This window comes from Agarivorans sp. DSG3-1, from assembly GCF_046774965.1.
Classification (GTDB): domain Bacteria; phylum Pseudomonadota; class Gammaproteobacteria; order Enterobacterales; family Celerinatantimonadaceae; genus Agarivorans.
Window position 1 is genome coordinate 243,465 of record NZ_CP177241.1, and the last position, 25,738, is coordinate 269,202.

At 45.0% G+C, this 25,738-nt stretch carries 22 protein-coding genes; 10 read left to right on the top strand and 12 right to left on the bottom strand.

Annotated features, from left to right (window positions below; translation table 11 throughout):
• Positions 1-66: 66 nt before the first annotated feature.
• Positions 67-1,392, top strand: coding sequence for an outer membrane channel protein TolC (tolC, locus tag ACLD71_RS01155; protein WP_137674273.1), 1,326 nt, complete (start codon positions 67-69; stop codon positions 1,390-1,392).
• A gap of 68 nt (positions 1,393-1,460) precedes the next feature.
• Here the strand turns inward: tolC and hldE are convergent, their stop codons facing one another.
• The gene (gene hldE, locus ACLD71_RS01160) at positions 1,461-2,894 is read right to left on the bottom strand and encodes a bifunctional D-glycero-beta-D-manno-heptose-7-phosphate kinase/D-glycero-beta-D-manno-heptose 1-phosphate adenylyltransferase HldE (protein ID WP_303512151.1); all 1,434 of its coding nucleotides are present in this window, start codon (positions 2,892-2,894) and stop codon (positions 1,461-1,463) included.
• Positions 2,895-3,012: 118 nt separating this feature from the next.
• Between hldE and lpxL the strand changes: the two genes are divergently transcribed.
• Complete coding sequence (lpxL, locus tag ACLD71_RS01165) at positions 3,013-3,939, top strand: LpxL/LpxP family Kdo(2)-lipid IV(A) lauroyl/palmitoleoyl acyltransferase (RefSeq protein ID WP_411992506.1); 927 nt, start codon at positions 3,013-3,015, stop codon at positions 3,937-3,939.
• A gap of 61 nt (positions 3,940-4,000) precedes the next feature.
• Here lpxL and glnE read toward each other — a convergent pair whose 3' ends face one another.
• Positions 4,001-6,865 carry a bifunctional [glutamate--ammonia ligase]-adenylyl-L-tyrosine phosphorylase/[glutamate--ammonia-ligase] adenylyltransferase gene (gene glnE, locus ACLD71_RS01170; RefSeq protein ID WP_411992507.1) on the bottom strand — a complete coding sequence of 955 codons (2,865 nt, stop codon included), beginning with the start codon at positions 6,863-6,865 and terminating at the stop codon, positions 4,001-4,003.
• Positions 6,866-7,091: 226 nt separating this feature from the next.
• Between glnE and ACLD71_RS01175 the strand changes: the two genes are divergently transcribed.
• Positions 7,092-7,838 (top strand): potassium channel family protein, encoded by a 747-nt coding sequence (locus ACLD71_RS01175; protein WP_161985185.1) that lies wholly within the window; start codon positions 7,092-7,094, stop codon positions 7,836-7,838.
• Between the two features lie 6 nt (positions 7,839-7,844).
• Here the strand turns inward: ACLD71_RS01175 and ACLD71_RS01180 are convergent, their stop codons facing one another.
• Both ACLD71_RS01180 and ACLD71_RS01185 read right to left on the bottom strand, forming a co-directional pair.
• Entirely contained in the window at positions 7,845-8,612 is a 768-nt protein-coding gene (locus tag ACLD71_RS01180; RefSeq protein ID WP_411992509.1) for a YdcF family protein, read from the bottom strand.
• Between the two features lie 3 nt (positions 8,613-8,615).
• Entirely contained in the window at positions 8,616-10,103 is a 1,488-nt protein-coding gene (locus ACLD71_RS01185; protein WP_411992510.1) for a CYTH domain-containing protein, read from the bottom strand.
• 183 nt (positions 10,104-10,286) lie between these two features.
• Here ACLD71_RS01185 and ACLD71_RS01190 point away from each other — a divergent pair, with 183 nt between their 5' ends.
• The 3 genes from ACLD71_RS01190 to ACLD71_RS01200 all read left to right on the top strand — a co-directional run bounded on the left by ACLD71_RS01190 (position 10,287) and on the right by ACLD71_RS01200 (position 12,975).
• Entirely contained in the window at positions 10,287-10,964 is a 678-nt protein-coding gene (locus ACLD71_RS01190) for a TIGR00153 family protein (RefSeq protein ID WP_137674280.1), read from the top strand.
• A gap of 22 nt (positions 10,965-10,986) precedes the next feature.
• Positions 10,987-12,255, top strand: a complete 1,269-nt coding sequence (locus ACLD71_RS01195) for an inorganic phosphate transporter (protein WP_137674281.1) — start codon at positions 10,987-10,989, stop codon at positions 12,253-12,255.
• Between the two features lie 108 nt (positions 12,256-12,363).
• Positions 12,364-12,975 carry a TIGR04211 family SH3 domain-containing protein gene (locus tag ACLD71_RS01200; RefSeq protein WP_137674282.1) on the top strand — a complete coding sequence of 204 codons (612 nt, stop codon included), beginning with the start codon at positions 12,364-12,366 and terminating at the stop codon, positions 12,973-12,975.
• Between the two features lie 148 nt (positions 12,976-13,123).
• Here ACLD71_RS01200 and ACLD71_RS01205 read toward each other — a convergent pair whose 3' ends face one another.
• The 4 genes from ACLD71_RS01205 to ACLD71_RS01220 form a co-directional block, all read right to left on the bottom strand.
• Complete coding sequence (locus ACLD71_RS01205) at positions 13,124-16,120, bottom strand: efflux RND transporter permease subunit (protein WP_411992513.1); 2,997 nt, start codon at positions 16,118-16,120, stop codon at positions 13,124-13,126.
• Positions 16,117-16,884 carry an efflux RND transporter periplasmic adaptor subunit gene (locus tag ACLD71_RS01210; protein ID WP_411992515.1) on the bottom strand — a complete coding sequence of 256 codons (768 nt, stop codon included), beginning with the start codon at positions 16,882-16,884 and terminating at the stop codon, positions 16,117-16,119. The genes ACLD71_RS01205 and ACLD71_RS01210 overlap by 4 nt, the downstream gene beginning before the upstream one ends.
• Before the next feature lie 458 nt (positions 16,885-17,342).
• A complete protein-coding gene (locus tag ACLD71_RS01215) occupies positions 17,343-18,221 on the bottom strand; it encodes a general secretion pathway protein GspB (RefSeq protein WP_411992517.1) in 879 nt (292 codons plus the stop codon).
• Positions 18,221-19,852: an ExeA family protein gene (locus ACLD71_RS01220; protein WP_137674286.1), complete on the bottom strand. Its 1,632-nt coding sequence runs from the start codon at positions 19,850-19,852 to the stop codon at positions 18,221-18,223. Before ACLD71_RS01220 ends, ACLD71_RS01215 begins: the two co-directional genes overlap by 1 nt.
• 133 nt (positions 19,853-19,985) lie before the next feature.
• Here ACLD71_RS01220 and ACLD71_RS01225 point away from each other — a divergent pair, with 133 nt between their 5' ends.
• Entirely contained in the window at positions 19,986-21,218 is a 1,233-nt protein-coding gene (locus ACLD71_RS01225; RefSeq protein ID WP_411992519.1) for a multifunctional CCA addition/repair protein, read from the top strand.
• Between the two features lie 64 nt (positions 21,219-21,282).
• On the opposite strand, the gene ACLD71_RS01230 is transcribed toward ACLD71_RS01225, so the two are convergent.
• The 3 genes from ACLD71_RS01230 to folB are packed head-to-tail and all read right to left on the bottom strand — an operon-like array spanning position 21,283 to position 22,960.
• Complete coding sequence (locus tag ACLD71_RS01230) at positions 21,283-22,083, bottom strand: undecaprenyl-diphosphate phosphatase (RefSeq protein ID WP_137674288.1); 801 nt, start codon at positions 22,081-22,083, stop codon at positions 21,283-21,285.
• A 23-nt stretch (positions 22,084-22,106) separates the two neighbouring features.
• Complete coding sequence (gene folK, locus ACLD71_RS01235; protein WP_411992521.1) at positions 22,107-22,595, bottom strand: 2-amino-4-hydroxy-6-hydroxymethyldihydropteridine diphosphokinase; 489 nt, start codon at positions 22,593-22,595, stop codon at positions 22,107-22,109.
• Positions 22,595-22,960, bottom strand: a complete 366-nt coding sequence (gene folB / locus ACLD71_RS01240; RefSeq protein WP_411992523.1) for a dihydroneopterin aldolase — start codon at positions 22,958-22,960, stop codon at positions 22,595-22,597. The genes folK and folB overlap by 1 nt, the downstream gene beginning before the upstream one ends.
• 124 nt (positions 22,961-23,084) lie before the next feature.
• On the opposite strand from folB, the gene plsY reads away from it, so the two are divergent.
• On the top strand, positions 23,085-23,675 hold the full coding sequence (gene plsY, locus ACLD71_RS01245; RefSeq protein ID WP_137674291.1) for a glycerol-3-phosphate 1-O-acyltransferase PlsY: 591 nt from the start codon (positions 23,085-23,087) through the stop codon (positions 23,673-23,675).
• 75 nt (positions 23,676-23,750) lie between these two features.
• Here the strand turns inward: plsY and tsaD are convergent, their stop codons facing one another.
• Positions 23,751-24,773, bottom strand: a complete 1,023-nt coding sequence (tsaD, locus tag ACLD71_RS01250; protein WP_411992525.1) for a tRNA (adenosine(37)-N6)-threonylcarbamoyltransferase complex transferase subunit TsaD — start codon at positions 24,771-24,773, stop codon at positions 23,751-23,753.
• Between the two features lie 221 nt (positions 24,774-24,994).
• Between tsaD and rpsU the strand changes: the two genes are divergently transcribed.
• Both rpsU and ACLD71_RS01260 read left to right on the top strand, forming a co-directional pair.
• A complete protein-coding gene (rpsU, locus tag ACLD71_RS01255) occupies positions 24,995-25,210 on the top strand; it encodes a 30S ribosomal protein S21 (protein ID WP_016403353.1) in 216 nt (71 codons plus the stop codon).
• A 16-nt stretch (positions 25,211-25,226) separates the two neighbouring features.
• Positions 25,227-25,670 carry a GatB/YqeY domain-containing protein gene (locus ACLD71_RS01260; protein WP_137675400.1) on the top strand — a complete coding sequence of 148 codons (444 nt, stop codon included), beginning with the start codon at positions 25,227-25,229 and terminating at the stop codon, positions 25,668-25,670.
• Positions 25,671-25,738: the final 68 nt, after the last annotated feature.

A 25,738-nucleotide genomic window follows, 5' to 3' on the forward strand; every position in this document is an offset into this window, starting at 1 on the left:
CTAAATCAAACTAACTCACTCCGTATCAACATCGCTACATATACTAGCGACCAAAGGAAAGGCGTAATGAAGCTCAAAATCAAATCGTTAATACTAGCTTGTGGAGTAAGCTCTTTAGCTTTTCAAGCTCAAGCTGATGATTTATTGCAAATTTATCAACTAGCCCAAGAAAAAGATCCTGTAATTTTGCAAAGTAAAGCTCAGCGCGACATCGCCTTTGAGCAAATTACCGAGTCTCGCGCATCATTATTACCGCAAATTGGTTTTGGTGCTGGTGCTAAGTACACCACCACAAGCAATGACAGTATCGACAGTATTACCAATACTAATGCCTCTGTAGGTTTGAGCCAGTCGCTATATTCTAAGACCAACTGGACCAGCCTTAGCATTTCTGAAAAGAATGCGACGCGAGTAGAAGCGGTATACGGTAATGACGTACAAAGCCTCATCATCCGTGTAAGCAACGCTTACTTCAATGTACTGCGCGCCATAGACAACGTAAGCTTTGTTGAAGCTAACAAAACCGCGGTTGGTCGTCAGTTAGAGCAAACTAAACAGCGTTTTAATGTTGGTTTAACTGCAATCACCGACGTACACGAAGCGCAAGCTGAATATGACCGTACTTTGGCGCAAGAGATTCAGGCGCGTAACGACCTGTCAAACAGCTACGAAGATTTGCGTGAGCTTACTGGTTTAGAGCACCGCGAACTCAATGTTTTAAATACCCAACGTTTTGAGCCAAATGCGTTAGAGCAAGGTTCTGATTTTTGGTTAGCAACCGCTACCGACCGTAACTTAGAGCTAAACGCCCAGCGTATCTCCAAAGAAATAGCCCAAGAGCAAATTGAACTCGCACAAAGCGGTCACTTGCCAACGCTAGATCTAACGGCTGGTATTGGTTACGACAACAATCAATATGGTAACGACCTTTACGATGCCACCCAAGGCGGCAGTAACAATGCAGGTAATATTGGCCTTGAGTTTAACTGGCCTATCTACCTAGGTGGCAGTATTGATTCACAAGTAAGACAAGCGCAGTTTAGCTACATTGCGTCATCTGAAGCGCTAGAGCAAACTTACCGTTCCGTGCAAAGTACCGTGAACTCGGTAGTAAACAACGTAAGTGCGAGTATTGGTTCGGTTAAAGCTTTTGAGCAAACCGTGGTATCTTCGCAAAGCGCGCTAGAAGCCACCGAAGCGGGTTTCGAAGTAGGTACTCGTACTATTGTTGACGTACAAGACGCTACACGTAACCTTTACTCTGCAAAAAGTGATTTATCAAATGCTCGTTACGACTACATTCTTAACATGCTAGCGCTAAAACAAGCTGCTGGTACGCTAACCGAAGAAGACGTCGTGTTGGTTAACTCTGGTTTAATGCCTGCTCAATAAACTGAGTAGCATGATCAAAAAGTAAAAAAAGGCGCCAATCGGCGCCTTTTTAGTATTTAAACAAACTGTTAATCTATTTGATTTTGGCGAATAGACTTAATGATTTCTGAGGTTGAGCAGCCGTCTTCAAAATTAAGTACTTTCACTTGTCCGCCATTGGCAATCACCTCTTCACCACCGGCGATCTCTTCTGGCTTGTAATCGCCGCCTTTTACCAATAAGTCTGGTAACAAGTTAGCAATTAAGCGTTGTGGGGTATCTTCACTAAAATCAACCACCCAATCTACCGCCCCTAAACCCGCTAATACCGCCATACGGCGATCGACACTATTTACCGGGCGGCCTTCACCTTTTAAGCGCTTAACTGAATCATCGTTATTTACAGCGACAATTAAACGGTCACCTAGGGTGCGCGCATGGTTTAAGTAAGAAACGTGACCAGCATGTAAAATGTCGAAACAGCCATTGGTCATAACCACCGTTTCACCACGGCGTTTAGCGGCTTCTAAAGCAAGTTTAAGTTGCTGCTCGCTTAATACACCAAAGCCAGTTTCTTGCGAACCGTAAACGGCATTTGCCAGCTCAATGGTAGATACTGTAGACGTACCCAGCTTGCCAACAACGATCCCAGCCGCGGCATTGGCTAAAGCACAAGCATCATCAAGGCTAGCGCCAGCTGCTAAAGAGCTAGCAAGTGTCGAGATAACAGTATCACCGGCACCGGTAACATCGTAAACCTCTTGGGCCAGCGCGGCTAAATGCAGCTCCGCTTCACCTTTACGAATTAAGGTCATACCGTGTTCGCTGCGTGTCACCAATAGCGCTTCTAAATCAAGCTGTTCAATCAGTGCTAAGCCTTTACTAATAATTTCATCGTCGTCTTTACACGGGCCCACTACCGCTTCAAATTCAGAGTAGTTAGGCGTAAGCAAAGTAGCGCCGCGGTATTTATCAAAGGCACTGCCTTTAGGGTCTACTAATACTGGTACCCCTGCTTCACGCGCTAACGCAATTAAATCGCCGACACGATTCAAAGCGCCTTTATTGTAGTCAGACAGAATAACCACTTGATGCTGTTTTACTTGCTCGGCAAAACTGGCGGTTAAATCTTTACTGTCGACTTCATGAAAATTTTCTTCAAAATCTAAGCGAATAAGCTGCTGATGGCGACTTAATACGCGAAGCTTGGTAATGGTGGGGTAATCCGCAAATTTAGTGAACTGACACTCTACCCCAACCGTTGCCAACTGGTTCTCAAGCGCTAGTCCGGCTTCATCTTCTCCGCTCATGCCTAGTAAGGTTGAGCCAGCGCCTAAGGCCACGGCATTCAATGCTACGTTCGCCGCCCCGCCAGGGCGCTCTTCAATTTGTTCTACTTTAACCACTGGAACCGGTGCTTCAGGTGAAATTCGTCCGGTAGGTCCATGCCAGTAGCGGTCTAACATTACGTCGCCAACCACTAGCACCTTAGCTTGGGCAAACTCAGGGAGGGTAATTCTCATTGTTCACTCTCATCGATAATTAATTACTAACAGTTTATCATAGTTAAATTAATGGTCTGCGGCATAATCTCTTGATATCCAGTAGACTTTACACATTCTTACAACAACTAAGTTAAATATGGCGAAAATATCTCCACCTAAACTCGGCGCAGCATCACTTCACCCTAAAAACTGGGGCGCTTGGATCTTGATAGGCTTTATGTTCAGTATTAGCCTGCTGCCTTTTCGTATTCAGCATTACTTAGGTTTAGGCATTGGCCGCTTAGCTAAAAAGCTACTCAAATCACGAGTTCATATCACTCGGCGTAATCTAGAAATTTGTTTCCCTGACAAAAGCGCCGAACAGCGCGAGCAATTAGTAGAAGGTTGCTTCAAGCACTTAGGCCATTCGGTTGTAGATACAGCTAATGCGTGGTTTTGGCCACAATGGCGGTTTGCTAAACACTTTAAAGTAGAAGGCGCTGAGCACCTAAACAAGGCGCGTGAAAAAGATGGCGGCATTTTGTTAATTAGTGCCCACTTTTGGACCTTAGAAAGCCACGCCCGTGCTTATGGTACTTTGGATCCCGGCGTAGGTATTTACCGCCCCAATAAAAATGCTGTGTATGAGTACTTTCAGTATCACGGCCGCACTAAATCCAACAAATACTTAGTGGATCGCACCGATGTGCGCGGCATGATTAAAGCACTAAGAACCGACAATGCCGTTTGGTACGCACCAGATCATGATTACGGCACTCATGCAGCGGTATTTGTACCATTTTTTGCTCAAGATAAAGCCGCCACCATTACCGGTACAGCCACTTTAGCCAAAGTAAAAAATGTTCAAATTCTGCCAACCTATGCCTTACGTAACAACGATGGATCTGGCTTTACCTTGGTGATAGAACCTGCTGTAGAAAACTACCCAAGTGGCAATGATGAGCTAGACGCCCATACCGTTAACCAAATAGTAGAAAAAGCTATTTTGCGCGCACCCGAGCAATATATGTGGATTCACCGCCGCTTTAAATCTCGCCCACCGGGTGAATCAAGCGTTTACTAAATAAAAAGGGCTTGCTGAATCAGCAAGCCCTTTTTTCGAATACCCTTGTAGAATGAGCCAACTAGCGAGTAAACAACTGCTGCCAAGTATCGGTCACTATACTCAAATCGAGTTCAAACTCAGCTTTGTTGGCCAAACGAGGCACACCTTGTAAGCCGCAGCGATGACATTCATCGCGAATATCTAAATAACACTGCGTTAAACCTTGGGCTTGTTTAGGCTCCAATAAACCAAGCTCGACGCAGCTTTCAAATATTCGTACGTTATCGGTCCATTTACTCAACTCAGGGTGCTTTTCAGTATTCAATAACACCAAATACTGAGCGATAAATTCGATATCTACCATGCCTCCGGCAGATTGCTTCAAGTCCAACAATTCATCGGTTTCTCGGCTGAGGTGATCCTTCATCTTGGTGCGCATTTCTTGAACTTGTTTAGCTAAGTCTTTGGCATCTCTAGGGATAGCCAAAATCTTACGACGTACTTGCTCAAAGCCCAGGGCTAATTCACCATCACCATAAATTACCCGCGCTCTCACTAACGCTTGATGTTCCCATGTCCAAGCTTCGGTAAGTTGATATTGCTCAAAGGCTTCAATGGCCGACACCAACAAGCCAGAGGCACCAGAAGGGCGCAAGCGCATATCAAGCTCATACAACACGCCTGAGGCTGTGCGGGTATTAAATAAATGCATAATTCGCTGAGCGAGCTTCAAATAAAACTGTTTACTGTCGATTTGCTTAGCGCCGTTGGTATAGGTACTGCTATCGCTGTTATGCAAAAACACCAAATCTAAGTCTGAGCTATAGCCGGTTTCAATGCCGCCTATTTTTCCATAGCCAACTACCGCAAAACCGCGTTGTTGTTCGGTTAACTGCGATGGATAGCCATGGCGCTCTATCATTTGGTTCCAAGCCTGCTCTACCACCGCATTCACTATCACTTCAGCTACAGCAGTTAAGTGATCACTTACTTTCATTAAGGGTAGCGCTCCAGCGATATCCGCCGCAGTGATCCGTAATTGTTGGATTTGCTTGAACTGACGCAGCGCTTCCATTTGCTGCTCCATGTCATCTGGTGGAATACGCAACATAAACTCACGCAGTTGCTGCCCGTAACTGTCTTCACTTGCGGGGTTATACAGTACACCGGGGTCTAACAACTCATCTAACAGAATGGGGAAGCTCGCCAGTTTTTCGGCCAACATCGCGCTACCCGAACACAAACGTAGCAACTGCTGTAAGGACGCTGGGTTTTCTGCCAGCAGCTCTAAATAAGCGGTACGCGATAAAATCCGCTCTAGCAATACCATCACCCGAGGCAATACTAAGCTGGTTTTTGGATGTTCAAACAACTGCTGCAGCAAACTAGGCATCATCCGCTCCAGTGTTTGCCTACCACGCTGGCCAATTTGCCTATGTTCTACCGCGTGCATAAAGTGGTACATGGTTTCTACGCGAGCTTTTTGTTCGGTTTCACTACATACATGTTTACCCATTAAACTGGCTAGATCTTCTCGGTTAGCACCGCAATGCCACAGGTCGTCATACTCTTGCCCTGCTTGGTGCTCTTCTTGTTCCTCTTCACCAATAGCGCTTTGGAAGCAAGCATTCACTTCGCCTAAGCGCTGCTGAAGGTGCTGATAAAACGCTTCCCATGTTGAATGGCCCATTACCCAAGCAATTCGCGATTGGTCTGACTCACTGTCGGGCAAAGTTTGCGTTTGCTGGTCGTCTATTTGCTGGAGAATGTTTTCTACTTGGCGCAAATACAAATAATGCTCTCGCAACATATCAGTTTGCGCTTCGGTCAGTTCACCGTGTTCGCTAAGTTGAGTAAGTGCGGTGAGCAAAGAGCGTGTTTGCAATACCGGCTCACGGCCACCACGAATAAGCTGAAAGGTTTGTACAATAAATTCAATTTCGCGGATCCCGCCAGAGCCCAATTTAATATTATCGCGCAAGCCTTTACGGCGAATTTCTGAATTGATCATCGCTTTCATCGAACGCAGCGCTTGAATCGCACTGAAATCGATATAACGGCGATATACATAAGGCTTAAGCATGGCTTGAATGTCTTGATCGAAACGCAAGTCTTGATTAATCACTCGCGCTTTAACCATCGCGTAGCGCTCCCAATCGCGACCATGGTGCTGGTAATAATCCTCAAAAGCGGCGTAACTCACCGCTAATGGCCCTGATTCACCAAAAGGGCGTAAACGCATATCTACTCGAAATACAAAGCCATCTAGGGTGGGTTGGTCAATGAGCTGAATTAAGCGCTGTCCCATGCGAATAAAGAACTGCTGGTTAGCAATATTACGACGCCCACCTTGAGTTTCGCCGTTTTCTGGGTAACAGAAGATTAAATCGATGTCTGACGAGAAGTTAAGCTCGCGCCCACCTAACTTGCCCATACCAATCACCACTAGCGGCTGTGCGTTCCCCTGCTCGTCTGTTGGAGTTCCCGATTCAGCGCAGCAACGTTGATACAACCATTGATTAGCGCAATCTACGCTAGTATCTGCCACCGCCGATACTTGTGCAAAGCTATGGCTTACCGCTTGCGCTAACAGCAAATCTCGCCAAGCAATTAACACCATATGTAAACGGCGGAACTGGCGAAGTACTTTTTTAGCGCCATCATCATTAACTTGCTCTGCAAGCGCGCTTGATAGCTGCTCTCGCAGTTGCTGTTCATTTTGTGGGCTATCAAGCAATTGCTGCTGCCAAATGTCTAACAGCATACTGGGCTGGCTAATACAGCTGCGAGCAATAAAATCACTAAGCGCAAAAGCTGCTTGTGTTTGAGCTTGCTGCTGCTCGCTTAACTGTTCAAGCAAGCTGGGTTCAAACTCAATCAATCGCTCCCAAGATTTAGAGGCTAAGGTAGCAAGCTCGCTGGGTAAGGGAAGAGTATTGGCCATAATGAAGAAAACCCGAATGCAAAATTTGACTTAATATCATCACGATTTATCACTAAGTACAAGCGCATAACCATAGAGTGTAAGCGGGTTCAAAAAGCCCTGCTTTATATGCGGTTTATCACGATAGTGAATTGAAAAACGGCGATTTTTAATAAAGCTAAATCTCACTTATCAAAACTACAGTATAGTGAAGATGTTGTTGCTCAAATCGCCTCAGGATTGCCTTATGAAAACTACCATCAATGCCTTTGACCTTGTGATGTTATCCTTATCTCTCATCGCTATAGTCATCGTTAGCTGTATCTTTTTTTATCCCGCTGATACACAACTACGAGCACTGTTAATCAATTTGGATTCTCTTATCTGCGTGGTGTTTATTAGTCACTTTATTGTTAGCGCCATCCGCAGTAAAGCGCCACTGATTTACCTAAGACACCACTGGATAGATTTGCTGGCGAGTATTCCAATGGTGGAAGCTTTACGTTTATTACGCTTCTTCCACGCCATCAAGCTTATCCGCGGCATTGTTGAGCAGCGTCATTTACTCAAAAACCTAAAACACCGACGTATCGAATCTACCTTAGCCAGCATTTTATTCACGCTGCTAGTGATTGTTTTGCTTGGCTCAATTGGTATTTTATTGGCCGAACAAGACCAAGTGAACGGACAAATCAGCAGTGCTGGTGAAGCACTATGGTGGGCCATTGTGACAATTTCTACCGTAGGTTACGGCGATTTTGTGCCAGTATCTGACGCTGGCAGAATCATAGCGGGTTTGATGATATTAACTGGCGTGGGCTTTTTTGGTGCGGTTTCGGGCTTAATGTCGGCCTTGTTAATGCGCGGTAAAACCAACAAAGAGGTACGCATAGAGCAGCTGTTGATAGAGCATCAAAAAGAACAACGCGTCTTGCAGCAGCAACTTAACGAGATTCAACAACAGCTGAATCAACTGCAGCAAACTAAAGACTAATTAACGCTAACTGCGAATAGATAACCAAGCCATGGCTAACGCTTCGTAAGTGGCGGTATCGGCCTTAGCGATATGACTAAGGCGAGGAATAAAGCTTTGCCAAGTTAAATCCGCATGCCAGTTTTTTACCTGATAGTAAGTAGGTGCGGCGGTTGGATAAAGTCCTTGCATCGCAAACAAGCGCATTGCTCTGGGCATATGTGAGGCTTGAGTAATAAGCGTTAAGTTAGTATTTGGATAACGCCACGCAATATTGGCGGCTTCCTCAGCAGTGTCTTTAAGTTGATAACTGCGAATCAGTTTTGAGTCGGGAACGCCTAAAGATATCGCAAGCTTGGCCAACATATCGGCATGTTGTACACCACTGCCTTCATTATCACCGCCGGATAGCAAAATTTTCACCTGTGGTTGCTGGCGCCATAAACGCACCGCTTCAACCACCTTAATAGCGCCACAAGGCAATACTTGGCTAGACAGCGGTTGGTTTTCATCTTGGTAATGCAAGCAGCCTAATACCACGATCATTTCCGTATCAGGCGGTAGTTCATGCAGGGCGTTATATTGCTTTTCCCAGTGGTACAACAGTGCACCGCTTACCGGATAAAGGCTTAAACAAAAGGTGAGCAATACACACACAACCATTAAGCTTCGAGCGAGGATTTTGCGACCAAGCAGCAAAAGCACCAAGGCGAACAATAATATTAACCATAGGGCGGTGCTAGGCATAACCAGTACCGTAAGCAGTTTTTTTAATGCAAAGCTAAAGCTGTCCATAAGCTACCAATACACAGCTTGTTGCAACGCTTGTTGGCGAGAGAACTCTAAGGCATTTAATAGAGACTGTTCTTTACGGTGAACCCATTTCTCAATAGGTTGCTGTTGTTCAATGTCTAGCTGTGGCAGCATTTCGCGCAAAGGTTTAAACAAACTTAACTCTTCAATACCAGACAAAATATCCACCCAAGGCAGCCTAAATTCTTCACGTAGCTCTTGATCAAACAGCTCCCCTACACACATGCCAACCAATAGGTTACGCCTTAGCTTGGTAGCTTGTTTAATATAGATATCCGCATCCACTTGCTGCTGCGCTAACGCAGACTGTTGCAAATAATCCCAGCTGGTTTGCAACATACCTTGAGCGAGCTGCTGCATGTTGTGAGTTTGCAACGGCTTATGATGTTGCCACTTAGCTTGATACAACCAACGGGTAATTTTTAACATTAAACTACAGTATCGTCCGCTGTGAATGAGCGTAATCACGTCGTCTGGTTGTGGTAATGCCAATTGTTGTTTTTGCAAAGATTTAAGTAAAGAACGTTGCTGCGGTAACTTCTTAATAAACGCGCCACGCTCGGCGGTGAGCTTGCTTAAACTAGAGGCTTGATTAAGCCAAGATAGCTGCTGGCGTAACCAACGTAACTCTTTAAGCCAAGAGCATTCTACCAGCGCTAACTCGTTAAACATTTTGCAAGCTTGAAACAGCATTTGTACTGATAATGAAACTTGCTCAAGTGCCGCAAAGCTGCGCTGTTCAACAAACATCTGTTCATGATACTGCCAATGAGCCAGAGCAGACCTGAAAATACGGGTTAAACACTCAGCACTATTTTCAGCGTCACTGATTTTTACAGCCGTTAGCGGTTTTACTTTATCGCGGTGCGCCATGGCCAACATATATCCGCGCTGCGCTTTACTAATGTTAGCTAAACGCAGCCCTTCAATAGATGCGATGTCGCTGGCCAACTCAAATAACTGGCTAACATCCCCTTTCACTAGCTCCAGTTCAATTTCACAAATGGCTTCTTGCTCAGCACTGGCGGTTAAAGCACCCTGATCAAAAGCCACTTCAATTAAGGTATCGTTGGCTAAATCTACCAGCCAAGTTTGCCTGTCGAAAGTTGTAGTAAATAGAGGGGAAAGCTGAGTATCGATATGAGAGAGGTCAGTGCCAGCGGGCCATTCAACTTGTTCAAACAAGGCGAGTTGCGGCTTATTAGCGTTAATTACGCAGTTGTATTCTGGCCGCTGATGTAAGCCACCTAGCGCTAAACCGTCAGTTTTAATGGTTTGTACGTTGTCGCCATCGCCACTGCGAATACGCAAACCCATACCCCAACGCATCAATTGATGGTCGGCAGTATCAAAATAAACACTGGTGAGAGTTTTCACTTCGGTTTGCAGCACACTATACTGATTTAGCCGAGCGAGTAAGACTGACGCGCATTGAGGCGTAGCTAAGAGCTTGATTTCAATTTCATTGTTCATGGTTTATCCATGTTTGCTGATGCAGCGACCTGCTCCCTCTGTTCAGTACGCATATAAAACCTTTGATATAGCTCAAGTTAAAAGCAACAAATTATAAGATAAATGCTTGCAACTAAACTCGGCTACGTTACCATGCGCCTCGCAAAAAATATATCCCTTGCATAGCTAATTGGAACACAGATTATGTCCGGAAATACAATTCTAGGTTTGTTTGCAAAATCGCCAATTAAACCACTAGAAGAGCATATCAATGTAGTGCACGAATGCTGTGAAGTGTTAGTGCCATTTTTCGAAGCTGTACTTGATAAAGATTGGAAGACTGCAGCCAAGCGCCGCAGAGACATTTCCAACTTAGAAAAAGAAGCTGATCGCATGAAGCGCGAAATTCGTTTGAACTTACCGGGCGGCATTTTTATGCCAATCGAACGTTCTGACGTATTAGAGTTGCTTACCCACCAAGATAGAATTGCCAATAAAGCGAAAGATATTTCTGGCCGTATGTTAGGTCGTAAAATGGAGTTACCGCCGAAACTGGCTGAAATGTTTATGGCTTATTTAGCACGTTGTTTAGAAGCAACCGGCAAAGCTAAAGATGCGATTAACGAGCTAGAAGATTTACTTGAAACAGGCTTTAGAGGCCGTGAAGTAGATTTAGTGAAAAAGATGGTACACGAACTCGATGTTATCGAAGACGATACCGACGCGCAGCAAATCAAAATTCGTCGTAAATTACAAAAGATAGAAAAAAAACTAGATCCTATCGACGCAATGTTCCTTTATTTCATCATTGAAGCTATCGGCGAATTGGCCGACCAAGCGCAGCGTGTTGGCGCGCGCTTAGAACTGATGATTTATCGCTAACAAAAATTACTAGGTAACTCCAATGGAAATTCTTGCAACTTATGGCACTACGTTAATCATCATTGCTGCCGTGTTTGGCTTTGTAATGGCGTGGGGTATTGGTGCTAACGATGTAGCTAACGCTATGGGTACATCGGTTGGCTCAAACGCTATTACCATCAAACAAGCGATTATTATCGCAATGATCTTTGAATTCGCTGGAGCCTACTTGGCCGGCGGTGCGGTAACAAATACGGTACGTAAAGGTATCATTGATTCAGGTGCGTTTGTAAACACGCCTGAGCTATTAGTATTCGGTATGATCGCTGCGTTGTTAGCAGCAGGTACTTGGTTACTCATTGCGTCTTACAACGGTTGGCCAGTTTCAACTACTCACTCTATCATTGGCGCCATTGTTGGTTTTGCTGCTGTAGGCGTGGGCACAGAAGCGGTTGAATGGGCTAAAGTTGGCGGCATTGTTGGTAGTTGGGTTATCACTCCAGCCATCTCCGGCGTCTTCGCCTATTTAATCTTTGTCAGTGCACAAAAGCTTATTTTTGATAATGAAAATCCACTAGACGCTGCTAAACGCTATGTACCAGGTTACATGTTCTTAGCTGGCTTTATGATGGCATTGGTAACGATCAAAAAAGGCCTTAAGCACATTGGCTTAGAAATGAGCAGTGTTGAAGGTTACGTTTGGGCAGTAGTGATTGGATTAGTGGTAGCGATTATCGGTAAAGTCATCATTAGTCGCTTAAAAACAGATCCTAAAGCTGATCGTCAAATGCACTACACCAACGTAGAAAAAGTGTTTGCGGTACTGATGGTCATTACTGCTTGTTGTATGGCGTTTGCGCATGGTTCAAACGACGTAGCCAACGCTATTGGTCCTTTGGCGGCTGTAGTAAGCGTGGTAAGCAACAACGGTGAAATTGGCGCTAAAGCAGCCTTGGCTTGGTGGATTTTACCACTGGGTGGCTTAGGTATTGTGGCCGGTTTAGCCTTATTTGGTAGCCGCGTAATTGCCACCATTGGTAAAGGCATTACTCACTTAACACCGAGCCGTGGTTTTGCTGCAGAACTTGCTGCTGCCACCACCGTTGTTGTGGCATCAGGCACGGGCTTACCTATTTCTACTACTCAAACCCTTGTGGGTGCAGTATTAGGTGTAGGCATGGCACGAGGCATTGCTGCACTTAACCTGGGTGTAGTACGTAGTATTGTAATATCTTGGGTGGTTACACTACCTGCAGGTGCAGCACTATCTATCGTGTTCTACTACATATTGTTGGCTATTTTTGGCTCATAAGCCCTAAAACTAGTTAACTTTACTCACATTAACAGCGTTGCTGGTTGAGACTAGCAACGTTGTTTCGTACACTAACGGCGAATACTATCTAACTCGAAGAGATACGCCGTGATTGTAAGAACTTTATCTGCTGCATTTTTATCGCTTGCCCTCACCTTTCCTGCTATCGCACAAACTCGCTACATTTCAGATGATTTATACGTTTTCATGCATGCGGGTCCTAGCAACCAGTTTCGCATTGTAGGCAGTGTTAACGCGGGTACTAAAATTAACCAAACTGATTACAACGCAGAGAATAAATACGCCAAAATTGTATTGGAAGGCGGCCGTGAAGGTTGGGTAGAAGCTAAATACCTAAACCGTTCCCCTGGCCTTGCTAATCAACTAGAGCAAATAAAAACCCAATTAGAGAAAAGTGAAACCGCGCGTAAGCAACAGTTAGAAGACAGCGGAAATGCGTCATCTGAGCGTGTTCAGCAAATCGAGACTCAACAGCAGCAGATTGAGCAACTACAAGTAAACAATGACCAGTTGAACGAACAGTTGAATCAAATCACTAATCAAAATGCTGCCATACAGCATGAGCTAGACACCAAAGATGAAGCCGTGCAAATGCAATGGTTTATGCGTGGAGCTGGCGTTGCGGCGGCCGGTTTGGTGCTAGGTATTTTACTGCCGATGATTCCACGTCGCAAAAAACGCGATAATCAGTGGATGTAATTCTTATCGATACCCAATAAAAAGGCGCTTAAAGCGCCTTTTTTATTTACATTACATTGGGCAAACTCTCGCCCCATATCACAGCACTATTGTTAATTAACGCCTGACCTAGTATTGAGTACCTCTGCGAAACAAGCCTTAAATCCGGTTATCGTTTTTCAAATGATTTAAACCAAAGGTACAGACTTGGAACTACGGTTAGCGTCACTATCATCGAAATAATACATCCCCAGCCAACCACTAAGGCCATCGGCGACATGTAGTTATCATAACCGCCAATACCGTAAGCAAGGGGGATTAGACCTACTACTGTGGTAATTGTGGTTAAGGTGATAGGTCGAATTCGGCTTTGCGTCCCTTCAATAACAAAATCCACTAAGCCACGCTCCAACAGCTGCTGCTCTTTATCTTTTAAATGCCAAATCAGCACTAAGCTATTGTTTACCATAATTCCGATTAACGCGATCATGCCAATAATGGAGAAAAAGCTAAGCACTTGATTGTGAATGACTAAAATCAATAGCGCTCCTGCCACCCCAAAAGGTATTACAGATAACACTATCAACGACTCGGCAACGCTATCAAACAGCAACAGCAGTAAGATAGCTATTCCGGCAAAGGCCAGCAAAATAGCGATAGTAAACCCGGTCAGCGCTTCTTGAGTTTCTAAAATTTGTCCGGTTGCAACAATGGATGCGCCTTGGTAGCTTTTACTGGAGAACTCGGCTTGTATTTGGCTAAAAGCAGAGACTGGATCAGTGATGCTGGCATCAACCCCAGCAGAAACTCGAACAACTCGCTCGCCGTCAAAGTGTTTTATTTGCGCCTGAGAATCGGTAAATGTCCACCGCACCAATTCGTTTAAGGGAACCAACTGGCCTGAGCTTGCACGAAGCATCAAGTTATCTAATTCAGGTAACAGCTTGTCATCATCTTCTAAGGTAAGTCGAAAATACACCTCCTCCTCTCCGTTGAAGATACGTGTTACTCGTTTCCCATCAACCGCGTACTTAATAACATCGCCAACCTGACTAGCGCTTATGCCGTAGTAGCTTAACCAACGGTGCTGCAACTCTGCTTGGATTTGCGGTGCAGGTTCATTAATATCCCGACGAACTCGTGTTACCCCATCCATCTGTTCAAGGTAGCTGACCAGTTCGTTTGTTAGTTGTTCGCGGCCACTGTCGCTGCCACCAACCACGCGTAAATCAATAGGCCGCCCTACTGGTGGTCCTCCGCCATCTATATCAAATTCAATCTGGGCTAAACCAGCAATGCCTCCAGCGTTACTCTCCCATTCTTGCACTAACTGCTCTGCAGTGCGGGAACGAGAGTTGGCAGGTGTTAGCGTCACAACCCAAAAGCTGCTCGGCGAACTCACTTCACCGTACCAATACGATACTTCGGCAGTATCTTTAAACATTGCTTCCAACTGCTGGGTTTGCAACCAAACATCATCTAAATCCAGCTCAGGCTCTGCTTCAACGCTGACCTCAATCAAGTAGGCACCATCAGTTGGGAAAAATAAGAAACTCAGATTTTTATACGACAGAAACGCCAAGCTAAATACAAGCACCACAATACTGGGTAAAACAAGCTGACGTTTTTTAATTGCGAGTGCGATGAAAGCATTCAATGCGCTTAGCTTCACCCAGCTTTTATTTTCGATTTTAGTCGTATTTTTTAAGATGGTTTTAACATGAGCAGGAAGCAAAAACAGCGCATCAATAAATGAAAAACAAAGCGCTATAATCACCGTTAATGGGATCACATACACCAGTTTCCCACTGTTTCCAGGTAAAAACAGCAGCGGTATAAATGCAATCATGGTGGAAAGAATACTGGCTAACAAAGCAGGAAAAACACTTTTAACTCCCAAACTAACCGCTTTACTTACCGAATGTCCCTGTTCAACCAACGCAATAATTCTATCGCTAACCACCACCGCATCATCAACAATAATACCCACAATCAATATCAATGCTGACAAAGTAAACACATCAAGAATTTGCCCAAATGAAGGGAGTAGAGCTAACGTACCAAAGATACAAACGGGAATGGATACTGCCACCCAAAATGCAATTCGGCGGTCCAGAAACAAGGCTAAAGTTATGAGTACCAATGCAAGACCCAATAAACCATTGTTTTGCACAATATTGGCTTTCTCTTGGATATCGGCTGATAAATCAAAGCCAACATCTAGCGTATATTGTTCACCTAAAAGTCCTTGTTGTTTATCTAAAAGTACCTTAACCGCTGCGGAAGTTTTAATCACATCTGCCGCTTCATCTGTTCTTAAATCAAACAAAATACTCTTATGGCCATTAATCGAGCCGTATACTTCTCCTTTCTCAAAGCCATTATCGATAAGGCCTGCAATATCGTTAAGTGTGAGCTTGGGTTTGAAGGAGATAAACATATCTTGTAGAGCAGTGATGCTATTGAGTTCTGCTTCTGTCATTAACTCCGGGTTGTTTTGAAGTTGCTCTAGTCGTCCGCCACTAATCAGCGCATTACGCTCGCTAATAATCGACGCAACCTCGTCAATGGTTAGGCCATAACGTTTCAATGATATTGGCTCTAATTGAATGATAAATTCTGGCGCCCGCAAATCAACGGGATACACCTCACCAATCCCATCAATTTTTCTAAGTTCTAGCTCAAGGGATTTTGCTTTGCTTCTCAGCTCGCCATAACTAACATCACCTGAAATGCCTACCACCATGAAATCCAAGCTATAAGACTTTTTAATACTAAGCGTGGGACCTTCAGTGACACCTAACGGTAAATCAGATAAGCGCGAAAGCGCATCTCGAATATCTTGATAAACACTATTGGGATCAGAGACATTGGGGTTTAGCTCTAGGCTTACTCTAGAAACACCGGTTTCAGAAACCGAGGTAAACTCTTTGATACCAGAAATAGACAGTAATTCTTTTTCAATTTTACTGGTGATATTGCTTTCAATGTCTTGAGCACTAGCCCCTGAATACACGGTAACAATATCGCCCTTGCCCATGTCAAACCGCGGTTTCTCAGCTAATGGTAAGTGGTAGGCTGTAAACGCTCCTAGGCTAATCACTATTAGTGTTAACAACTTAGCAGCAAATTTTCTTTGGAATAACAGTTCCATAAAGTGGCTCATTCTTCACTCTCCTCATTAAAGTAGATGTGAGAAGTCATGCCTGAATGCAATTGCGCATTGTGGTTATCGAGAACCACTTCAATTAAGAAACCGGGTTCACTCCCTTGCAGGGCCGGTGAGGTAAACGACACTTCAGCGTCAAAGCTTTGATTGATCGAAGGGATACCCACCTTTACCCTGTCCCCTTTGCTAAATTTAAAGAAATCTAACTCGAGCAAGTAAAAACGCACCTTCAAACGATCAATATCCGCGACGGTGTAAAGAGGATCCCCCACCGAAATAAACTGCCCTAGCTCTACATGCCTACTAATAACAACGCCGTCAAAAGGGGAGATAGGTGTTGATTTTCTTAGAGTGCGCTGGGCAATTTTATATTGAGTCTCACTTACTTTAAATTGTGCTCGGCCAATTCCCGTAACACGCAGCTGGTCATCTAAAACACTGGCTGATACACCTTGCGTTTTAAACAGTGACTGATAACGCACTAACTGCTTCTCTTGTGCCTTTAACTCTGCGTCACTAACGTCTAATTGGTACTTTGCTAACGCGACATTGAGCGTGTAATCTGCCGTAGACAAAGCCAAAAGTGGCTGCTCACGGCTTACTGTATCGCCATTGTCTGCGTGATAAGAATCTACCACCCCACTAAGCTCGCTGCGCACAATTACGCTCTTTGCCGGGATCAGCGTCCCCACTACGTAGTCATTTGCCAGCGCTAGGCTTGATAGGAAATATATAGGTAATAACACTAATAGTTTGTTCATTGTTTTGGCCTCATATCAGTCCATTAGTCATTAGCCATTCACTAAAAACTAACAACAAACGCTGAATAAAGTGTAAATGGTGGCAGCCGACTGAATAGCTATCGTTGCGATACTAAAGAGTCCCTACAACCCGTTACTTCTTAAAACGTCGTTGGCAGTTTCAGAATGAGTAAAAGCTCTGTCTACTCCTCAGATACTTATCTGCGCACGGTCAAAATCCAGTGCAACAAACACCCTCTTAAGGCACACAAAGCATTCAGGATAAGCTAAGCAAAATTCTAAGCCTTAGGGCATGAACAGGGCATGGACGTAAGATGAACAAAAGTTAACTAAGTGGGGATGGCCGAAATTAAAAGGCAATAAACATCTAGGCATTCATTACTGAAAACGACTTAATCTAAAATGACCAAGTACAAAAAAAGCCGCTTAAGCGGCTTTTTTTGTGCAGACCAAAGAGACTATCCCCAATCAGACAACGCGTTCAATCGGCAAAGATTACCCGCTACTCGTAACACTATGTCATCCAAACGAATCGCAACTAATTCGATATTCTTAGTCACAAAGTCCCCCTCAGCAAGCTCTACATCATTAAGTGAGATGTAACGACGCGTCGGGTCAGATGAAAATACATGAGAGTTAAAGGTGAGCGATGGAATTAGCGCCTGCACCTCTGGTGCTAACGCTCCCATCATTGGAGCCGTATCGTAATTGGTAGGATCTGCTTCATCTTTCCAAGCAAGCACCTTAGTGGCCTGCACTGCAGCAGCAAATCGCTGCTCTAGGCCTTTTTCAGTAGCATTTTTCTCAGCAGTGGGATTAGCCACTGCAGCAGTCGTACTTTGTTTTTCTGCTTGGGGCTTAGGTGTCGGTGCAGATTTAGGCTCAAGATTGCTTACCTCAACCGGCAATGCCGCTTGCTGCACTGGCTGCTTTGGCGTTTGCGCTAGCGGTTGATATCGAATCTGAGGTTGTGACTCCGTGTGCGCAAGTAACGCTTCAAACTTCTCTTGGCGCAGCGCTAACAAATCCACTTTTTCTAAGTCATCAGAGCTGGGTAAAGGGCGTAGCTCAAAGCCTAGCTCAAACTCAGGAATGGTAGCCACAGTAACAGTTGGTTTCGCGGGTTTGCTAATCACTTGCTGTAACTCGGCCTCTCTAGCAGCTTCCAGTGTATCGGAGGTAGATTGCTGCCATAGCAAAAAGGCAATAGCGGCAAGTGCCAACGACAAACCTGAACTTAAACCCACCAGTAAAGCAGAGCTAACCGCCGGAGGAGCAACTAATGCCACTGCTTGATTAGGCTGATTGCGGCGCTGCGCGTCTAGTATACTCGACATTAGTTCAACTCCAGCAAACGTGGTTGGTCTACATATATTTGTTCATTTAAACGCAGTAAGGTGAATACACCGGCAATACCGTCTGCGTTCAAGCTCTGCTGCTGTTGAAAACGTTGTACTTGGCGGCTTAATTCGCCGTCAAATATGTACGTTCTACGTGGCCGCTGCCCATGAAGTAATGACAAGCTTTGATCCAACCAATATACGGCATCACCTTGACTGCCTTGTTTCAATATTCCGTCATAGCCTCTTGGTGGCTGCCATAGTATTTGGAATTCGCCATTCCAACGCCGCTTCAGCCATCGTTCGGTCACCATTAACGAACGATCACCTATCCATAATTCTACTTTGGGCCCCCAATGGCGAATGACAGCATAGAAATACGTACCGCCATCTTCAAGCTCGACCACTGCAGGTAAATTAATACCGCGTAATATGCGCTCTCCGCCACTTAAGCTAAGGCATTTCAAATCTAAACTTGGCACCAATTTACAATTCGCTTGGGCACTCACGACATCGTAACCCCAAGCGCGCAGTAGGAGTTGCCAAGAGTTTCCTGGCAAAGTATTACTTTTTCGTAACTCTTGCCACTCTTGCAGCTGATCCTGATTGCTACTAATAGCAGGAGCCACATCGGCAAACGTAACTTTTGGCTCTTGTTTAGCAACCACAGGCTCAAGCGGCGCTTCTACAACGGCATTATCAACGGCAACCTCAGGTTGAGAACGTGGCCACTGCTGATATAAAAACACCAAGGCCAAAGCAAGGCAGCCCAATACGGCCCCAACATACAAATAGTTAGTATTTACGCTTTTCTCAGGTTCAGACAGCGCAGTTTCTTGAATAGCTTGCTCTAATGCGCTTTTGTCTACTTGCATTTGATCACGAGCAAACGTAGCCAGTAATGCGCGGTCACATAATAAATTAATGACCCTAGGAATACCCTCAGCGGCTTTAAATACATGATTAACAACAGCAGTAGGAAACAAAGGTCGTTGGCAACCTGCAACCATTAATCGATGGCGAATATATGCTTCTACTTCGTTTATGGTTAGTGGTAACAAGTGGTAACGCGCGGTAATACGCTGTGCTAGCTGTCGTAATTCTGGTTGTTTTAATTTTTGCTGTAACTCAGGTTGGCCAATCAACACCACTCGCAATAATTTACGAGTATCTGTTTCAAAATTAGTTAACAAACGAAGCTGCTCAAGCACTTCTACCGAAAGGTGCTGAGCTTCGTCAATCAGCAACATAGTGTTGCCGCCATTCCAATGATTTTCGAGTAAACGCTGGCGAATCACATCACCAAAGTTTTTTAGGGTAAAGTTGTCATGGTTGTAGTCAATTTTGAGTTCATCGCATACAGTGGCTAGCAACTCTAACTCGGTAAGACTCGGATTTAAGACTAAAGCCACTTGGGTATTGTCGGGAACTTGTTTTAACAAGGCACGAGATACCGTGGTTTTACCGGTCCCCACTTCGCCTGTTAACAATACAAAGCCGCCGGTTTCTCCTAAACCAAAGGTCAAGTGAGCCAGTGCTTCTTTGTGGCGCTCACTCATAAACAAGAAGTCGGGGTTTGGCGCAATCGAAAAGGGATTTTCCTTTAAGCCAAAATAATCCAAATACATTTAACCGCTATCCTTTCGCCGATTATGGTTTGCACTTTATCTTAAAGTGGCAATCCAAGCCTTTTGGGCATTTATCGGTGTATAATACCTCCTCGCAAGGCGTTTGTGCACTGAGTTTAACGAGGAGTGATAAGTGGAAACCTATTTAGTCGGCGGAGCAGTACGAGATCAACTACTAGGTTTACCCATTAAAGACCGTGACCACGTAGTAGTGGGAGCTAGCCCAGAGCAAATGCTGCAACTTGGCTACAAGCAGGTAGGAAAAGACTTCCCGGTATTTTTACACCCTCATTCGCAGCAAGAATACGCACTTGCCCGCACCGAACGAAAGCAAGGCTCTGGCTATACCGGCTTTAGTTGTTACTTCGCCGAAGACGTTACCCTTGAAGACGACCTATTACGTCGCGACCTTACCGTAAATGCCATCGCTCGTGCAGAAAGTGGAGCGTTAATAGACCCTTACGGTGGCCAAGCTGATTTACACGCCAAGCTATTACGCCATGTTTCTCCAGCCTTTGTGGAAGACCCACTACGGGTATTGCGGGTAGCCCGCTTTGCCGCGCGCTTTTATCACCTGGGCTTTAGCGTTGCCGAAGACACTCTCGTTCTAATGCGAGAAATTGCTGACTCAGGAGAACTGAACTTTTTAACCCCAGAGCGCATTTGGATGGAACTAGAAAAAGCCCTGCACAGCGAGTCACCGCAGGTCTTTTTTGAAGTACTACAAGCCGCCAACGCCCTAGAGATATTATTCCCAGAGCTGCAAAACTTGTTTGGCGTGCCCGCCAGCCCTAAATGGCATCCCGAGATAGACAGCGGTATTCATACACTGATGGTGATAGAGCAAAGCGCCAAGCATGATTACAGTAATCAAGTGCGTTTTGCCGCACTTTGCCACGACTATGGTAAGGCACTTACGCCCCAAGAAAAACTGCCTTCGCACCCCGGCCACGGCCCCAAAGGCCTTAAATTAATAAAAGCCTTTTGCCAGCGAATAAAAGTACCCAACGACTACCGCGATCTTGCGCTGTTAGTGGCGGAGCATCACATCACCATTCATAGCGCGCTAGAACTACGCCCAGAAACCGTACTAAAGCTGTTTGATCGCTGCGATGCTTGGCGCAAGCCTGAACGCTTTACTCAAATACTGGAAGCTGGTGTAGCAGACATTCGCGGCCGTTTAGGTTTTGAGAATAACGACTACCCTGCTTACGACTACCTACTGAAACAACTTGAAGTGGCTAATAGCGTAAACGTGCAAGCCATTATAAAAGCTGGCTACCAAGGCGCAGAGATAAGAGAGCAACTACATCAGCAGCGCGTTGCGCTGATTAAACAAGAAAAGCTGCGTTACCTCGCCGAATAACTAACGTAAGCAATAAAAAAAGCTAGCCCATTGGCTAGCTTTTTACGTTTTGAGAAACTTGCTTTTAGCTAAGCGCTAAAAAGGCAAATAGCGCAACACCTAGTGCTAAGCGGTAAATAACAAATGGCTTCATACCTACTTTGTTCACCCACTTAATAAACAAGTGAATACAAGAATAAGCGCTAACAAACGACACCAATATTCCTAGTGACATTGCCGACCAATCGATATCCACTGGCGTTTCGGCCATATCCTTAGCCATCAATACGCAAGCGCCAACGATCACCGGAATCGACATTAAAAAGGAAAAACGCGCTGCCGCTTCGCGGGTTAAACCCAGCATTAAGCCAGCAGTAATGGTGATACCACTGCGTGACGTACCCGGAATAATAGCAATAGCCTGAGCAAAACCCACAAACAAGGCTTGTTTCCAACCTATCTGATATTCATCTTTTATCAGTTTTGACTGAGAGTCTGCCCACCACAGCAAAGCACCAAATATAATGGTTGTAGACGCAATCACGTAAGCCGAGCGCAAGTACTCTTCAATCAACGATTTAAACAAACCACCAAATACCACCGCTGGAATGGTGGCCAAAATAATTAACCAAGCTAATAGAGCTTCTGGGCTGCGATTACCGGCAAACGACCCCAGCCATGCTTTAAGCATTGCCCATACTTCTTTTCGAAAGTAGCAAATTACCGCAAACAAACTTCCCACATGCACCGCTACGTCGAAGGTAATACCTTGATCGTCCCAACCAAAAATCTGCGAAGGTAAGATTAAATGGGCCGAGCTAGAGATAGGGAGAAACTCAGTTAAACCTTGGATCAAAGCCAAAAAAATGGTTTCGAATGTACTCATTAATTGTTCCTTGCTGACAAAAATTAAAAACTGAAAGAATCGACCCGAGTCAAAACTTGGCTGCTATGATCAAAATCTTGCCATAGTTGCGTGTAAGTTTGATGAAGTGTTGGATGTACTAAATCTCCGGCTATATCTGCCAGCGGTTTTAATACAAAGGCACTTTTTATAATCTCAGCTCTAGGTAGCACGCAGGGAGCAGCTACCACCAATTGGTTATATAAGAGGATATCGATATCTAAGGTGCGTGACGAGTACTTTTGCGCATCCATTGCTCTACCGTGCTCAAATTCAATCCGTTTAATGGCATCAAATACTGCCAACAAAGACAAAGGACTAGAGATTTTGGCCACCAAGTTGTAAAAGGCTGGACCGCTAAAACCTAAGGCTGGGCTTTCGTAAACCGGGCTTAACTCAAGCTCACCAAACTTTTTCTGCAGCGCTTCAACGCCTTGGCGAATATAACGGTCGCGCTCCAAATTACTGCCAATCCCGACAAAAATATCAGCCATTATTGAGAGCTATCCGCTTGGCTACGCTCGATTTGTACACCGACATTACTGGCAAAAGGCACCGCACCAGGCTTGTTAATGGTCACTTTCACCCAAGGAACAGAAAATTTGTTCAATATAAGCGCCGCCACTTTTTCGGCTACCGTTTCCACTAACTCATGTGGCTGCTGGGTCACTAAGTCACTCACAGCTTGGCTTACCGATGCATAGTCGAGCGCGAGAGACAAATCATCACTCATGGCTGCCGGGCGATTATCCCAGGCCATTTCCAAATCAATTAACAACTTCTGTTTGATTTGCTTTTCCCACTCGTAGGCGCCAATGGTGGCGAGTACAGTGAGATCATTAATAAATACTTTATCCATAATTTTTGGCTGCTGTAGTGTTAACGTGCTTATTAGCCTTAGCTAAAAAAACAGCGTATGATTTGAGCTTTGAAAGAGCGCGATAATACCGCAATTCAGCAATGGGTGGAATGCTTCTAAGCTAATGGGTTTACTCGGTTTATTTTTTATCACAGCAGCGTATTTACTGGGTTCGATCTCCAGCGCTGTACTGATTTGCCGAATTTACCGCCTACCCGACCCTCGTCAGCATGGCTCTAATAACCCCGGCGCAACCAACGTTTACCGTTTAGGCGGAAAGCTTCCCGCAGGATTAGTACTGTTTTGTGACTTACTAAAAGGCACGCTACCAGTGTGGTTAGGCTATTACGCAGGCCTTGCTCCTATCGTATTGGGCTTTGTGGGCATAGCGGCTTGTTTAGGCCATATGTACCCTATCTTTTTTCATTTTGAAGGGGGCAAAGGCGTTGCTACCGCGCTTGGTGGTGTGTTACCTATTGGTTTAGATCTAGCAGCAATGCTGGTAATAACTTGGTTAATCACTTTAAAATTACGCGGCTACTCGTCTCTCGCGGCCATCATCAGCGTCAGCTTAGCGCCTCTTTATACTTGGCTAATTAAACCTGAATATACACTACCAGTGGCTATGTTAGCCTGCCTCATCATTATTCGTCACCAAAGCAACATCTCCCGTCTACGCAATCACACTGAAAGTAAAGTGGTTAATAAAGACTAAGTCATGTTTGCGAACAACAACCAATAAAAAAGGCGCTGTATTCTGCGCCTTTTTTATTGTTGATAGATGTAAACTCTACAAGGGTTTAGCGGCCGGCAACTCATCTAAGGGCCAACGTGGCATCGCTTTAACAGATAAACCTTCGGTTTGCCCTGCTTTAAAACGTTGCATACCAGCGTAAGCGATCATCGCGCCATTATCTGTACAAAACTCAGGTCGAGGATAGAACACTTTACCACCACGAGACTCAAGCAGTTCGCCCAACTGTTCACGTAAAGACTTGTTTGCACTCACTCCACCTGCTATCACCAAGCGTTTCAGACCGGTTTGCTTTAACGCGCGGCGGCATTTAATGATGAGGGTTTCAACCAAGGCCTGCTGAAAAGCCAAGGCAATATCGGCTTGAGTTTGCTCATCTTTTCCTTCCGCATCAATGGTGTTTTTAGCAAAGGTTTTTAAGCCCGAAAAACTCATATCTAAACCTGGGCGGTCGGTCATTGGCCTTGGAAATTTATAACGACCCGGCGTGCCTTTTTCTGCCATGCGGCTAAGTGCAGGGCCACCCGGATAATCTAAACCCAGCAACTTGGCTGTTTTATCAAAGGCTTCACCGGCAGCGTCATCAATAGACTCACCTAGAATTTGATATTCACCAATACCGTCTACTTCTACTAGTAGAGTATGCCCACCCGATACCAACAAGGCTAAAAAAGGAAACTCAGGCGGATTGTCTTCCAACATGGGCGCTAACAAGTGGCCTTCCATGTGGTGCACCGGTACGGCTGGTTTATCCCACGCCATGGCAATACTGCGCGCAGTGAGAGAGCCCACCAACAAAGCGCCCACTAAACCAGGGCCCGCGGTATAGGTCACCGCGTCTATATCGTCAGGCGTACAGTTAGCAAGTTCCATTGCTTCTTTGATAAGAGGAATGGTTTTTCGAATATGGTCACGAGAGGCTAACTCAGGCACCACACCGCCGTAATCGGCATGCAGTTTTACCTGACTGTATAGAACATCTGCCAATAAGCCCTGCTGATCATCATAAATGGCCACGCCGGTTTCATCACACGATGTTTCAATACCTAGTACACGCATAGTCTTGCTTTTCCTGCTTGGTTACTGGCATAAGTATTGTAGAAATTAACCACTTAGCCGGCCTAAAATCGCAGCTATCTTACTTGCTCGAAGCTTATTTCACCAGTGGATTACAAATAGGCTTTACATTGCCCCCTAGTTCGGCTTAAAATTCCGCACCATTTTTAAACACTCAGGCTGATTTTTGTTCGGCCGTTAATAAACCGGAAGGTGATAGGCATATGCCAATCGTTAAAGTACGTGAAAACGAACCATTTGACGTAGCTCTACGTCGTTTCAAGCGCTCTTGCGAGAAAGCAGGCATTCTTTCTGAAGTTCGTCGTCGCGAATTCTATGAGAAGCCAACTACAGCTCGTAAACGTGCTAAAGCGTCTGCTGTTAAACGTCACGCTAAGAAATTAGCTCGTGAAAACGCACGTCGCGTTCGCTTGTACTAAGCGCTTTTAATAACCTATGTCATTAAAAGCAACGCTACAAGACGAACAAAAAGCAGCAATGCGTGCCAAAGACAAATTACGTCTTGGCACACTTCGCATGTTGCTTGCGGCGGTTAAGCAAGTCGAAATTGATGAGCGCATTACTTTAGACGATGATCAAATACTGAGCATTGTTGTTAAACAAGTAAAACAACGCAAAGACGCAGCCGAACAATTTTCGGCCGCTGAACGTCAAGACTTAGCTGATAAAGAACTCGCCGAGATAGACATCTTGGAGACGTTCCTTCCTAAAGCGCTTAATGAGCAAGAAGTGGCTTCGTTAATTGAAGACGCCATTGCCAAATCAGGTGCTGCAGGAATGCAAGATATGGGTAAAGTGATGGGCATCCTGAAACCTCAGGTAACAGGCCGTGCAGACATGGGTGCTATTAGTACTGCTGTTCGCAAACAACTAGCCTAAACCCGTCACTTAGATACTCGAACAAGCCGTGTTCTCATTGAGTTCACGGCTTGTTTGTTTTTTGTAAT